Here is a 12,761-nt window from a genome sequence, read left to right as displayed (position 1 = left end):
GGGGGGACCTGTCGTATGGGGCGCACTGTACGCAAGTCCCCTGGGCGCCCGAGGCGGCGGGCGACGCGCCGTGCGGAGGCCGGGATGGACTGCGCCGATCCGCGACAGGCCGGGGCGTCGGCGCGGCGGTCCGGCCCGCTCCAGGCGACCGCCCGCAAACGCGAAAGGCCCGCTTTCGCGGGCCTTTCGGCATCGGGTGTGAAGGATTCCCGGGGACTTACTGCTTCACCGCCTCGACCTGGACGATGACCTTGATGTCCTTCGAGAAGCCGTACTGGATGCCGTAGTCGACACCGAAGGCCGTGCGGTCGAAGGTGGTCTCGAAGTCGCCGCCGCAGACCTCGCGCTTGAGCATCGGGTTGTCGTAGCAGTTGAAGTTGGTCGCGGTCAGCGTCACCGGGGCGGTCTTGCCCTTGAGCGTCAGCTGGCCGGACACCGAGGCCACCTTGTCGCCCGAGAAGGTGAACTTGTCGCCGACGAACTTGGCCGTCGGGTTGTTGGCCACGTCGAAGAAGTCCTTGCTCTTCAGGTGGTTGTCGAACTGCGTCGAGCCGGTGCTGATGCCGTTCATGTCGAAGGTGATCTCGACCTTGCCCGACTTGCCGGCCTTGTCGAACTGCACGGTGCCTTCCTTCTTGTCGAAGCGGCCGCGGTTGGTCGAGGTGCCGAAGTGCTTGATCTCGAAGGTGGCGTAGGTGTGCGTCGGGTCGATCGCGTAGGTCGCGCTCTGGGCTTGCGCCAGGCCGGCGGCGGCGATCAGGGAGGCGAGCAGCAGGGCTTTCTTCATCATCGTGGGGTCCTGTCGAACAGTTGGGATGGAAAGGAACCGGGCGAGGACCCGGACCGGTTGGAGGAACTCGGAGGAACTCGAAGGAATGGCGGCGGGCCGCTTACAGCAGCGCCATGCCGGTGAGGGCCAGCTTGAACTTCACCTGGACGTCGTTGGCGACCATGGAGGTGTCCTTCCACTCGCCCTCGCCGATGTTGAAGTCCAGCCGCTTGATCGCGAACGCGCCGGTGGCGGTCGTGGTGCCGCCGGCCTGGGCCAGCGCCACCGGCACGACCACGTCCTTCACCTGGCCCTTGATCGTGAGCTTGCCGGTGGCCTCGAACTTGCCGCCGCCCAGCGCCTTGATGGCGGTGCTCTGGAAGGTGGCGGTCGGGATCTTCTTGACGTTGAACCACTCGGGCTTGACCAGCTCGGCGTCGGTGGCGGCGTCGCCCAGCGTGGCGCTGCCCAGCTCGATCGACAGCGACACCTTGCCGGCGGCCGCGTTCTTCGGATCGAAGGCCACCTGCGCGTCGAATTTCTTGAAGTGGCCGTCCACCGGCACGCCCATCTGGCGGAAGGTGAAGGCGATGTCGCTCTGCGCCGGCACCAGCTTGGCGGTGGCGGGCGCGGCCGCGGTGGCGGCGGGCGTGGCCGGCTTGGTCTGCGCCATCGCCGGCGCGGCCAGGATGAAGGCGGCGCTCAGCACCGACAGCGCGGTGATCGAGAGATGGGTGGCCATACGTGCGGTCATGGAATCCTCTGCGGGGTCGGAAGTCTTGGGGTCAGGTGTTGTCCAGGGCGATTGCCGCGCCGATGCCGCTCAGGCGCGGCCCGGGAGCATGCGCCGCAGCAGGCCGTCCTTGTCGAGCACGACGTGCTTGACCACGGCGCCAAGGTGGGCAAGGACGAGCAGGCCGAGGCCGTAGGCAAAAAACTGGTGGAGCTGCTTGAGCGATTCCGCCAGCGCCTTGTCCTTGGGCACGAAGTCGGGCAGCGGCAGCACGCCGAACCACACGATCGGGAAGCCAGCCGCCGAGCTGTAGGCCCAGCCGCTCAGCGGCACCGCGAAGAAGGCCGCGTACAGCAGCCAGTGCACCGCGTGCGCGCCCAGCTTCTGCCACGCCGGCATCGGCAGGTCCGCCGGCGGGCGGTGCCCCAGGCGCCACAGCAGCCGCAGCGCCGACAGCGCCAGGATGGTCACGCCGGCCCACTTGTGCCAGTTGAAGAGCTTGAGCCGGGTCAGCGAGAACGGCAGGTCCGCCATGTACCAGCCCACCGAGAAGGTCCCGATGATCGCGATCGCCAGCACCCAGTGGAACAGCATCGCCACGCCGTCGTAGCGGGTCTTGACCGCCGGCATCGGCGCCGGCGCGGCGACCGGCGCCGCGGGCAGGGCGGCCGCCTCGGCCGGCTGCGTCGGGGCGTTGTCGGGGTCCTGGGGCTGGTGGTCGATCGTGGTCATGGAAAGCTCGCGTCCTGGGAAAGTTCCTGGGGCAGATCCCCGGGCCGTCGAGGGCCGGAGCGTCCGGAATGGAACGAAGTGTCTGCGTGCGCCGTACGTCGTCGGTTCACCGGAACTGAGGCCACTGTTCAGTCGATTTGAATGAGAACCCCATCGTCGCTTCACAGACCCGTCATCGGCGGGGTCGAGACTGGCGCCGCTCCGCCCTTGGAGTGACGTCGAGGATTCGTCATGGACCTGATCGCGAAGGTCGAGGCCGTGTTTCACCGTCGCGGCCACCTGCAGTACGGCGACGAGCGCCGCGAGCCGGTCACCGCGCTGGAGCACGCGCTCCAATGCGCGCAACTGGCCGAATGGGCGCACGCGGAGCATAGCCTTGTAGCCGCGGCGCTGCTGCATGACGTCGGCCAACTGATGGACGGTGGTTCAACCGCCCCTCTGCGGGACGACCAGCACGAATTGACCGCGCTGCCGCTGCTGCGCGCGGGCGGTCTGGGACCTGACGTGCTGGAGCCGATCCGGCTGCATGTCGACGCCAAGCGCTACCTGGTGAGCACCGATCCCGCCTACGGGCCCGGCCTGTCCGAGGCCTCGCGCCACAGCCTGGCGCTGCAGGGCGGTCCGATGAACGCGGAGGAGCGTCTGCGCTTCATGACCCAGCGGCACGCGAGCGCCGCGCTGCAGCTGCGCCGCTGGGACGACCTGGCCAAGCGGCCGGGCATGCGGACGCCGCCGCTGGGCTACTACCTCGCGCTGCTGGAGGAACTGCTGCGCGACAGCCATGCGCCGGAGCGACTGCGCATCGCCTGAGCGGCATGAGCGCCCGGCCCGAACGCCGCGGACATGCGGGAGGCCGAGGCCTCGGCGCTCTCCCTCTTGAGGGGGATACCGGGCGGTGGCCTCCCTTCGCATACTGGGCACCGATCGCGCGCTGCCTGGACCTCAGCGTTGTGATCAAGGGGAGGAGTGCTATGCCGACCTACCAAAGCCCGATGGGGCGGCGGTGGTCGGCATAGTTTTATCCGCGCTGCGCTTTTTAGCCTTTCTCGCGATTTGCGCGGCGACCCGGCCGCGCTGGGGTGTCGCTCCCAGGCGTGGCACTTGGGTGTGAGGGTTCGGCAAGATATATTGCCGGCCCAGTACAAGCCTTACACAACCCATGCATCTCCACTCGCGGCAGCGGCCAGGCGCTGCCCCCTCCGGTCATGGCGGGTGAGCGCAGCGCCGAGCAGGCGAGCGTCGAGCTCGAACTGCTGCGCCTGATCGGCAAGCAGGGCCGCCGCGTCCCGTATCCGGTGAGCATCGCCGCGCTGATGATGGCGATGATGGCGGCGCAGGTGATGTCGCCGTGGCTGGCCTACGGTTGGCTGGGCGTGGTCTTCGTGGTGCTGGCGGCGCGCTGGGTCGTGCTGGGCCGGCTGCCCGAGATGCATGAGCGCCCCCTCGAGCAGCGCCTGGACTGGGCGATCTGGCTGAGCCTGGCCAACGGCCTGGTCTTCAGCGTGTCGCTGGTCGCCGCGCCGCACCTGAGCGATTTCCAACGGATGGTGCAGACCATCGTGCTGCTGGGCCTGTGCGCCGGCGCGGTCGCGACGACCGCCGGCCATCGCGTCGTGTTCCAGGTCTTCCTGTGGCCGGTGACGCTGGCCAATGCGCTCGCGTGGGGCCTCTTCCACCAGCCCGGCGAGCAGCACCGCTGGCTCGACTGGGTGCTGTCGGCGCTGATCGTCTTCTTCGGCGTCATCCTGACCGGCCTGGCGCGCGACACCTACCGCGTGTTCGCCGAGTCGGTGCTGATCCGGCTGCAGCAGAACAAGAGCAACCAGCAATTGCGCCAGGCGCTGTCGCAGGCGGAGTCCGCGATGGCGGCCAAGACGCGTTTCCTCGCCTCGGCCAGCCACGACCTGCGCCAGCCGATGCACACGCTGTCGCTGTTCGGCGCGGCGCTGGACAAGCGGCCGATGGATGACGAAGGCCGCGTCATCGTGACGCAGATGAACCTGGCGCTGCAGTCGCTCTCCTCGCAGATGGACGCGCTGCTGGACATCTCCAAGCTGGACGCCAACGTCGTGCCGGTGAACAACCAGGTCTTCGCGCTGCAGCCCTGGCTGGGCCGCTTGCAGCGGGAGTTCCAGCCCGCGGCGCTGCGCAAGCAGCTGCTGCTGCGCCTGGACTGCCCGCCCGAGGCCTGCGTCGAGAGCGACCCGGTGCTGCTCGAGCGCGTGGTGCGCAACCTGATCGACAACGCCATCAAGTACACGATGCGCGGCGAGGTGGCCATCGAGGTCAACCGCGGCCAGGACGAGGAAGTCTGGCGCCTGTCGGTGCGCGACACCGGCATGGGCATCCCCGAGCACGAGCAGCAGCGCATCTTCGAGGAGTTCTACCAGGTCGGGAATCCGGAGCGCGACCGCGCCAAGGGCCTGGGCCTGGGGCTGTCCATCGTCACGCGCCTCGTCGACCTGCTGGACCTGCACCTGGGCCTGCGATCGGCGCCGGGGCATGGCTCCAGCTTCATGCTGAACGTGACGGCCGCCGACATCGCGCTGGTGCGACCCGGCGCGGCGCCCAGACAGGGCCCGGCGCTGCCCCCGATGCGGGTGCTGGTGATCGACGACGAGGAGCCGGTGCGCGTGGCCATGCATGCGCTGCTGAGCGCGCATGGCTGCCAGGTGCTGCTGGCGGGCAGCACGCGGGAAGGCCTGCTCAAGAGCATGGGCCAGCAGCCCGACCTGCTGCTGACCGACTTCCGGCTGCGTGGCGGCGAGGACGGCATCAGCGCCGTGCGCTCGCTGCGCAGCGCCTTCCCCGGCCTGCCGGCGCTGATCGTCAGCGGCGACACCGCGCCGGAGCGGCTGCGCGAGGCCCACGAGGCCGGCTTGACGCTGCTGCACAAGCCGGTCACCGAAGAGCTGCTGATCAACGCGATGCAGGCCGCGCTGGCCGAGTACCGCAGGGAGGGTGTCGATGTCTCGTCCGTTCGAGGAGGCGCCGCCAGCCCCGTCTGACGGTGCCGCCGCCGGCCGGGAACGGCCGCTGGGCACGCGCTGGCTGTCGCGCCCGCTGGAGGACTGGATGGTCGAGCGGCTGGGCGCGCCCGCGCCCGGCCCGGCCGCCGTGGACGTGCTCATCGTCGGCAGCGGCTATGGGGGCGCGGCCGCCGCGCAGGCGCTCGCGGGTCGCCGCGACGCGGACGGCCGGCGTCTCGAGGTCGTGGTGCTGGAGCGCGGCCGGGAGTACCTGCCCGGCGCCTTCCCCAGCCGCTTCGCCGACCTGCCCGGGCATGTGCGGCTCGCGCGGGCCGGCGCCTCCGCGCCGATGGGCCGTCGCGAGGGGCTCTTCGATGTGCGGCTGGGACCGGATGTCTGCGTCGCGCTGGCCAATGGCCTGGGCGGCGGCTCGCTGATCAACGCGGGCGTGATGGAGCGGCCCGATCCGGCGGTGTTCCGCGAGCCCGGCTGGCCGCAGGCCTTCCTCGACGAGGACATGACGCCGTGGTTCGAGCGCGCCGAGCGGCTGCTGGGCGTGCGCGACGCCCAGGGAGACAACACGATCGAGCGGCTGCGCGTCCAGCGGCCCGAGGCCGCGCGCCGCCGGCTGGACGCGCTGCGGGCGCTGGATCCGGCGCGCACCCGGGCGGCGCGCTTGCAGGTCGCCATGGACGCGGCGCCGCGCGGCGCGGCGGACTGGGCGCACCGGCCCTGCCTCGCCTGCGGCGATTGCGCGACCGGCTGCAACCACGAGGCCAAGCTGTCGCTGGACACCGGGCTGCTGCTGCAGGCCTGGCGGCAGGGCGCGGAGCTGGTCTGCGGCGCCAGCGTCGAAGGGCTCGAGGCGGTGCCCGGCGCCGGCTGGCGCGTGGCCGTGCAGCACACCGACGAACTGCTGCGCGACCGGCAGGGCGCGCCGTTCGAGGTGATCGCGCGCCGGGTCGTGCTGGCGGCCGGGTCGCTGGGCTCGACCGAGATCCTGATGAGCGCGCGCGACCGCGGCCTGCCGCTGTCGCGGATGCTGGGCCAGGCGTTTTCCGCCAACGGCGACGCGATCGCGGTCGGCCACGACTGGCCGCGCGCGGTCCACGCCGTCGCCGACGAGGACCAGCCGCCCGCATCGCGGCAGGTGGGCCCGACCATCACCGGCGTGCTGGACGCGGGGCCGGACCATGTCGTCGAGGACCTCGCGATCCCGGGCGCGCTCCGGCCGATCTTCGAGGAAGGGTTCGCGCTGGCCGCGACGCTGGATGCGCTGGCGCGGCCGAACGCCGGCCCGCATGAGGAACGCGCCGATTTCGACGACCCCTTCGCCGTGCGGCCGTCCACGACGGCGCGGCAGCTGCCGCTCGCGGTCGTCGGCCGCGACAGCGGCACCGGGCGGCTGGTGCGGCCCGAGGGCTTCGCGGAACCGGGCGGGCTGCAGGTCGACTGGCCGAGCCTGCGCGACGAACCCGCGGTCGTCCGCCGCCACGAGGCCCTGCAGCGCCGCCTCGCCGCGCAGGGCGCGCGCCTGCTGCGCAATCCGCTGTGGCAGTTGCTGCCGCCGGAGATGGCCTTCCTCGCGAACGATGCGCGAGGCCCCATGGTCAGCGTCCATCCGCTGGGCGGCTGCGCGATGGGCGACCGCGGCACCGATGGTGTCGTCAACGCGATCGGCCAGGTCTTCGCCGGCGATGGCGAGGCGGTGCATGACGGGCTCGTCGTGCTCGACGGCGCGATCGTGCCGGGCTCGCTGGCGATCAATCCGGCGCTGACGATCAGCGCGCTCGCGCAGCGCGCGCTCGACCACCTGGTGGCGGCCTGGGGGCTGGGCGGATCGTCGCCGGTCGCTCAGCGACGCGAGCGCGAGCGGCCGGTGTTCCGGGACCTGTCCCATGAGCGCGCCCCCGCGACGCCCTCCGCGCCTGATGGAACCGCCCACGATCGAGCCGCTCGCGGTCCCGCCACCACCGACCGACTCGCCGGCGAGCGATCCACTGCCGATCGCGCGTCCGATCGCACCGCCGACCGCGTCGCCGCCGATGGCGCCGCGCCGCGCGACACCGTCATCGAGGTGCGCGAGCGCCTCGGCGGTTTCGTCCGCTGGCCCGGCGCGCCCGGCTCGCCGGTGAAGTACCTGGAGCTGTGCGTCGTTTATCGGCCGGCCGTGCTGGCCGCGCTGCTGCGGCCGGGGCCGGAGCGCCGGCTGGTGGTCGCGCCGGGCAGCCGGCTGCGCGTCTTCGAGGCGAGCGAGAAGCGCTCGGGCGGCTTCGAGATCGTCGGCCCGAAGGCCGGTGACGGCCGGCTCTGGCCGCACGAGGAGCACGGCGACGATCACGCGCTGTTCAGCGTGCCGCTGGCCGACGGCGAGTTGACGCTGTTCCAGCGCGAGGCCTCGGGCCCGCTGCGCCGACATGCACGCGGGCTCTGGGCCTGGGCGATCAACCGCGGCATCCGCGACAGCTGGCAGGGCCTGGTCGACTGGGCCGGACGACGCGCCGCGCCGAAGGCCCCGGGCGCGGCCCGGGCGGGGCTGCGCGCGCGGGCGGTCAACGCCTGGCATCTCGCCGGTCATGCGGGCGAGGCGCGCCTGATGCGCTATCGGGTGCGCGTCGATCCCGCGGCCGAGCTGCCGGCCTGGGCGGCCGCGCTGCGCGGCCAGGACCTGCACGGCTGCAAGCGCATCAGCTACACCCGGCGCGGCAATCCGTGGACGCAGCTGAGCCGCATGGTCCTGACGCCGGTTGCGGGCCTGGCGCCGCCGCCGGGCGCGCGCGCGATCACGCTGACGGTCGACCTGCATCACCTCGCCCGCGAGCGCCTGCCGCTGCTGCGCGTGCGTCAGGCTCGGGACGTCCCGTCGGCGGTGCGCGATGTCGGCGCGCTGATGGCCTACATCGCGCGGATGACGATCGGGCTGCATGCCTGGACCTTCCGCAAACCCGACGAAGCGCCGCCGCGGCGCGTCTCGCGCCTGCCTGGCGCGGTGCCGGGGCTGCCGGAGCCGGTGGTGATCGAGATGGCCGCGGGCCGCTGGGGCGACGCGGGCGCGCAGCGCCAGGACCTGGACCGCCCGCCGCGCGCCGACGACGACCGCCCGGTGCTCATCCGCCTGACGCGCTACGCGCGCCCGGGCGGCGTGCCGATGCTGATGATCCATGGCTACAGCGCCAGCGGCACGACCTTCGCCCACCACTCGGTGAGGCCCGGGCCGGCCAAGCTGCTGTGGGACGCGGGGCACGACGTGTGGGTGCTGGACATGCGCACCAGCGCCGGCCTGCCCACGGCGACGCTGCCCTGGACCTTCGAGGAGTCCGCGTTCAACGACATCCCGCTGGCCGTGGACCGGGTGCTGCGAGAGACCGGGCATCGGCGCCTGAACGTCTTCGCGCACTGCATGGGCTCGGTGATGCTGCACATGGCGCTGCTGGAGCCGCGCGAGCAGCCCTGGGAGCGCCACCATCCGCTGCGCGCGCTGCTGAAGGACCGGATCGCGAAGCTGGTGATCTCGCAGGTGACGCCGCTGATGGTGATGTCGCCGACCAACAGCCTGCGCGGCGTGCTGATGCAGTACCTGCGGCCCTACCTGCCGATGGGCGGCTACACCTTCCGGCCCGAGGGCCCGCCGACGCTGGTCGACCAGCTGCTCGACCGCCTGCTGGCCAGCCTGCCGTATCCGGATCGGGAGTTCGACCTCGAGAACCCGCCGCCGTGGCCGCCCTGGCGCATGCGCCGCACGCCGTGGACGGCGACGCGGCACCGCATGGACCTGCTCTACGGGCGGGACTTCGCGGTCGCCAATGTCGACCAGCCGGTGCTGGACTTCATCGACGACCACTTTGGACCGCTGAACATGGACACCGTCGCGCAGGCGATCCACTTCGCGCGCTGCCACGAGATCACCGACTGGCAGGGCGCGAGCCTCTACCTCGACAGCCTGGCCAAGAGCCTGGCGCTGCTGGAGGCCTTCCCGGTGCTGTCGCTGCATGGCGAGGACAACGGGCTGTGCAGCGCCGACAGCGCCGAGCTGCTCAAGGACCATTACGACCAGGCCGCGCCGGGCCGCTACCGCTATCGCGTGATCGCCGGCCATGGCCATCAGGACTGCCTGATCGGGCGCCATGTGGCGACGCTGGTGTTCCCGCATGTGCTGGCCTTCCTCGCCGAGGAGTCCCCGCCATGAGCGGCGCGAGACACCGCACCGCCCGGACCGCCATCAGCGGCCTGCTGATCGGCGCCGAGGCACCCGGCCATCGCGTCGAGCGCGCGGCGCCGGTGAACGGCCGGGTGCCCCTGCTGACCGCGTTGCGGCCGGAGCGCGGCTGGCCGCACTGGCTGCTCTGGGTGCCGATGCGCTGGCGCGGCGGCTGGGACTATGAGCGCCTGCCGCTGCCCTGGCGGCTGGAGGCCTTCGTGCCGCCGGGCATCGGGCGGCCCGGCGAGCCGTGGCGCGGTGCGGTCGATGTCGAGCACTTTCCGGCCTCGCCAAGCCAAGGCCCGACCGGCGGTGCGCCGGTGCTCGACCTTGATTCCGACATCGACAACGACGTCGACAACGACAACGACAACAACGTCGATCTGAGCGGCCTGCTCTTCCTGGCGCTGTACCTGGAGCCGCGCGCACTGGCGATGGAGGGCGCGCATCGCGGCGTCATGCACGAACTGGGCAAGGACGAGCTGCAGGCGCAGGTCGAGGGCGCGCTGGAACAGCTCCTGGTCCTGCCGCCGCATTGCTGGGCCCATGGCTTCGTGCCGTCGCCGGACGCGCCGGATGCCCCGGACGCGAGCGTCTCCGGCGACGTTGACCTCTGCTTCGTGCTCGCGGCCTGCCAGTACCCGCCGGGGCTGCTCGACGTGAGCCCGGGCTGGGAGCTCGACGCCGACGAGGCGGGGCCGGCGCTCGCGTCGCTGGCGCGGCTGCATCGCTTCACGCGGTCGACGGCGCGGGGGCAGGCCTGCTCGCTGGTGCTGTTCGCCGGCGACCAGATTTACGCGGATGCGAGCGGCGGGCTGGCGGACTCGCGCAGCGGCGTCGAGCGTTACGGGCGCGCCTATGGGGAGTTCAAGGCGGGGCCGATACGGTTGCTGCCACCGACCGTCGCGCGCCTGGTGCACGCGCCCGACGATCACGAGATCGTCGACAACTGGGAGCCGACGCCGGGCGCGAGCCATGGGGGCAAGGGGCCGTGGTTCGATGTCGCGCGGCAGGCGGCCTGGGATCACCGCTGGGAAGCCGGCGCCCGCGTCGGTGGACCGGGCCTGATGTGGCACGAATTCGACTGGCGTGGCGCCGCCTTCTTCATCGCCGACGCGCGTGGCGAACGCGAGGCGCGTCGGGTCGCCAACTGGTCGACCGCGCGCCTGTGGTCGATCGCGCAGCGCGATGCCTTCGAGGACTGGCTCGGCCGGACGCAGGGGCGGCCGCGTTTCCTGCTGTCGGGCTCGCTGCCGCTGCCGCGTCGCCGCGCGACGGCCGAGCACCCGGCGAGCTGCCTGCGCTCCGACGCCTGGGACGGTTATCCGCACAGCCTGCATGAATTGCTGGGCGCGATCTGGCGGCAGCGCGCGACCGGCCTGGTGTTCCTCTCCGGCGACGAGCACCGCTCCGGCTGGCTGAGCGCGCGGATCGAGGCGGTGGACGGCGAGGACCGCGCGCCGGTGCGGCTCCATTCGGTCCACAGCTCCGCGCTCTACGCGCCCTGGCCGTTCGCGGTCACCGCGGCGGAGGAGCTGGCCGCGCCGGACGCGTTCGAGTTCGTCGAGCCCGGCGGGCGGCGCCTGCGCTGCGTGGTCGGCGCCTGGCACGACCATCCCGGCGACGGCTTCGCGGTGCTGCGCGTGAGCCAGCGCGGCGTCGATCTCTGGTTCGATCGGGCCGGCCCCGCGCGAGCGGCACCCGACGGGCGGCTGTCATGGCCTGCGTGCGACACTGCCGGATGACCGAAATCGAGCTGCGCTTCCAGATCCCCGCATCGCAATCGGCCGCGGTCCGCCGCTGGGTCGCGGGCAGCGCCCAGTCGCCGGCCACGGAAGAACGGCTGCAGGCCATCTACTTCGACACGCCGGCCCGCGACCTCGCACGGGCCGGCTTCGCCTTGCGCCTGCGACGCGAAGGCGAGGCCTGGGTGCAGACGCTCAAGGGCGCCGCGCCGGACGGCATGACCCGCCTCGAACACAACGTCGCGCTCGGCGACGCGACGCCGGCGCTTGATGTCGCGCGACATGCAGACCATCCCGCCGGACAGGCGCTGCAGGCGCTGGTTGACACGCTGCCAGCCGACGCGCTGCAGGCGCTGTTCCGCACCGACATCACCCGCCTCAGCCGGACGCTGCGCACGCGGCACGGCGTGGTCGAACTCGCGCTCGACCAGGGCGCGCTGCTCGCCGGCGAGGGCGATGCGCTCCGGCGGACGCCGGTGGCCGAGCTGGAGATCGAGCTCAAGAGCGGCCAGCCGCGCGCGGTGCTGGAGGTCGCGCGGGTGTGGGCGATCGAGCGCTTCGGGCTGTCGCTGGAACTGCGCACCAAGGCGCTGCGCGGCGACCTGCTCGCGCGCCAGGCCGAGGTCGCGCCGGTGGCCGCGTCCAAGCCCCTGCGCTGGACCGAGGGCCAGTCCCGCGAGGCGGCGCTGGGCGCCTTGCTGAGCGCCTGCCTCGAGCCGGTCGTCGGCAATGCCTCGCAGATCGCGAGCGGTCGCCATCTGCCGGAACACCTGCATCAGATGCGCGTGGGCTTGCGCCGGCTGAGGGTCGGCCTGCGGCTGCTCGCCGGCGAGGACGAACCGGCGATGCTGGCGCTCGCCGAAGGCGCCGGGCAGCTGTCGCGCCGGCTCACCGCGGCGCGCGACGCCGATGCGCAGGCCGAGGCGCCGTGGCGCCAGGAACTGCTGGCCGCCTGGCGCGCCGAGCGCCCGTCCGCGGCAACGGCGACGCCCGAGGCGCCACCGGCCGACGTGGCCGGCCTGCTGCTGACGCGCGAGGTCCAGGGCTGGATGCTCGCGGTCATCGGCTGGCTGGCGCGTCCGGTGCCGGAGGTGGCGAGCGGCGAGGCACCGGGCCTGGACGGCGTCCATGAGCGCATCGCCCAATGGCGCGCGGCGGTGGACAAGCAGATCCGGCGCTTCGACCGCCTCGATGCCGAGGGCCGGCATCACCTGCGTCGCCGCCTGCGTCGCCTGCGGCTGGCGCTGGAACTGAGCGCTGCCGTGCCTGGTGGCGCGGCGGGCCGGCGGTTGTCGAAGAAGGAAATCGAGGCGCGCGGCAAGCTGCTCGCGCGGGTCCATGAGGCCGCTCAGCGGCTGGGCGCGCTGAACGACCTCGAGGTCGGCCTCGCGCAGGCCCGCCAGCAGCTGGCGATGGCGATGGCCAGCGGCGACGTGCCCGCCGCGGCGCAAGCGGGGTTCTCGCTGGGCTGGCTGCGGCCCCGCCAGCGGCAGGCGCTGGAGAAGGCGCGCAAGGCGGTGCGGGCCGTCAAGCCCGCGACGCCGGCCAAGCCCTCCAAGGGGAAGAACTAGAGGGAGAGGCGCCCGGGCGCACCGGGCGGACCCAGCGCGCCGGA

At 72.5% G+C, this 12,761-nt stretch carries 8 protein-coding genes; 5 read left to right on the top strand and 3 right to left on the bottom strand.

Translation table 11 applies throughout. The annotated features are described in order from the left end of the window. Positions 1-217: 217 nt before the first annotated feature. The 3 genes from FHT37_RS17130 to FHT37_RS17120 form a co-directional block, all read right to left on the bottom strand. Positions 218-787, bottom strand: a complete 570-nt coding sequence (locus FHT37_RS17130) for a YceI family protein (RefSeq protein ID WP_091731674.1) — start codon at positions 785-787, stop codon at positions 218-220. A 103-nt stretch (positions 788-890) separates the two neighbouring features. Continuing rightward, on the bottom strand, positions 891-1,442 hold the full coding sequence (locus FHT37_RS17125; RefSeq protein WP_255489870.1) for a YceI family protein: 552 nt from the start codon (positions 1,440-1,442) through the stop codon (positions 891-893). Positions 1,443-1,592: 150 nt separating this feature from the next. Next, positions 1,593-2,132, bottom strand: a complete 540-nt coding sequence (locus FHT37_RS17120) for a cytochrome b (RefSeq protein WP_091731667.1) — start codon at positions 2,130-2,132, stop codon at positions 1,593-1,595. Positions 2,133-2,465: 333 nt separating this feature from the next. Between FHT37_RS17120 and FHT37_RS17115 the strand changes: the two genes are divergently transcribed. From FHT37_RS17115 to FHT37_RS17095, 5 genes are all read left to right on the top strand, one after another. Then, positions 2,466-3,044 carry an HD domain-containing protein gene (locus FHT37_RS17115; protein ID WP_091728313.1) on the top strand — a complete coding sequence of 193 codons (579 nt, stop codon included), beginning with the start codon at positions 2,466-2,468 and terminating at the stop codon, positions 3,042-3,044. A gap of 395 nt (positions 3,045-3,439) precedes the next feature. Next, complete coding sequence (locus FHT37_RS17110) at positions 3,440-5,242, top strand: hybrid sensor histidine kinase/response regulator (protein WP_175538365.1); 1,803 nt, start codon at positions 3,440-3,442, stop codon at positions 5,240-5,242. Further along, a complete protein-coding gene (locus FHT37_RS17105) occupies positions 5,202-9,389 on the top strand; it encodes an alpha/beta fold hydrolase (protein WP_183483157.1) in 4,188 nt (1,395 codons plus the stop codon). The genes FHT37_RS17110 and FHT37_RS17105 overlap by 41 nt, the downstream gene beginning before the upstream one ends. Next, positions 9,386-11,146 carry an alkaline phosphatase D family protein gene (locus FHT37_RS17100; RefSeq protein WP_183483155.1) on the top strand — a complete coding sequence of 587 codons (1,761 nt, stop codon included), beginning with the start codon at positions 9,386-9,388 and terminating at the stop codon, positions 11,144-11,146. Before FHT37_RS17105 ends, FHT37_RS17100 begins: the two co-directional genes overlap by 4 nt. Further along, complete coding sequence (locus FHT37_RS17095) at positions 11,143-12,717, top strand: inorganic triphosphatase (RefSeq protein WP_183483153.1); 1,575 nt, start codon at positions 11,143-11,145, stop codon at positions 12,715-12,717. Before FHT37_RS17100 ends, FHT37_RS17095 begins: the two co-directional genes overlap by 4 nt. The last annotated feature ends 44 nt before the right edge of the window (positions 12,718-12,761 follow it).

Source organism: Mitsuaria sp. BK037, from assembly GCF_014193045.1.
GTDB lineage: Bacteria > Pseudomonadota > Gammaproteobacteria > Burkholderiales > Burkholderiaceae_C > Roseateles.
Note: the sequence above shows the minus strand (reverse complement) of the source record. Positions and strands in the feature narration are given on the sequence as shown.

Coding starts and splice junctions, on each gene's coding strand:
- FHT37_RS17130 (WP_091731674.1), bottom strand. CDS start 787: ATGAAGAAAGCCCTGCTGCTCGCCTCCCTGATCGCCGCCGCCGGCCTG.
- FHT37_RS17125 (WP_255489870.1), bottom strand. CDS start 1,442: ATGGCGCAGACCAAGCCGGCCACGCCCGCCGCCACCGCGGCCGCGCCC.
- FHT37_RS17120 (WP_091731667.1), bottom strand. CDS start 2,132: ATGCCGGCGGTCAAGACCCGCTACGACGGCGTGGCGATGCTGTTCCAC.
- FHT37_RS17115 (WP_091728313.1), top strand. CDS start 2,466: ATGGACCTGATCGCGAAGGTCGAGGCCGTGTTTCACCGTCGCGGCCAC.
- FHT37_RS17100 (WP_183483155.1), top strand. CDS start 9,386: ATGAGCGGCGCGAGACACCGCACCGCCCGGACCGCCATCAGCGGCCTG.
- FHT37_RS17110 (WP_175538365.1), top strand. CDS start 3,440: ATGGCGGGTGAGCGCAGCGCCGAGCAGGCGAGCGTCGAGCTCGAACTG.
- FHT37_RS17095 (WP_183483153.1), top strand. CDS start 11,143: ATGACCGAAATCGAGCTGCGCTTCCAGATCCCCGCATCGCAATCGGCC.
- FHT37_RS17105 (WP_183483157.1), top strand. CDS start 5,202: ATGTCTCGTCCGTTCGAGGAGGCGCCGCCAGCCCCGTCTGACGGTGCC.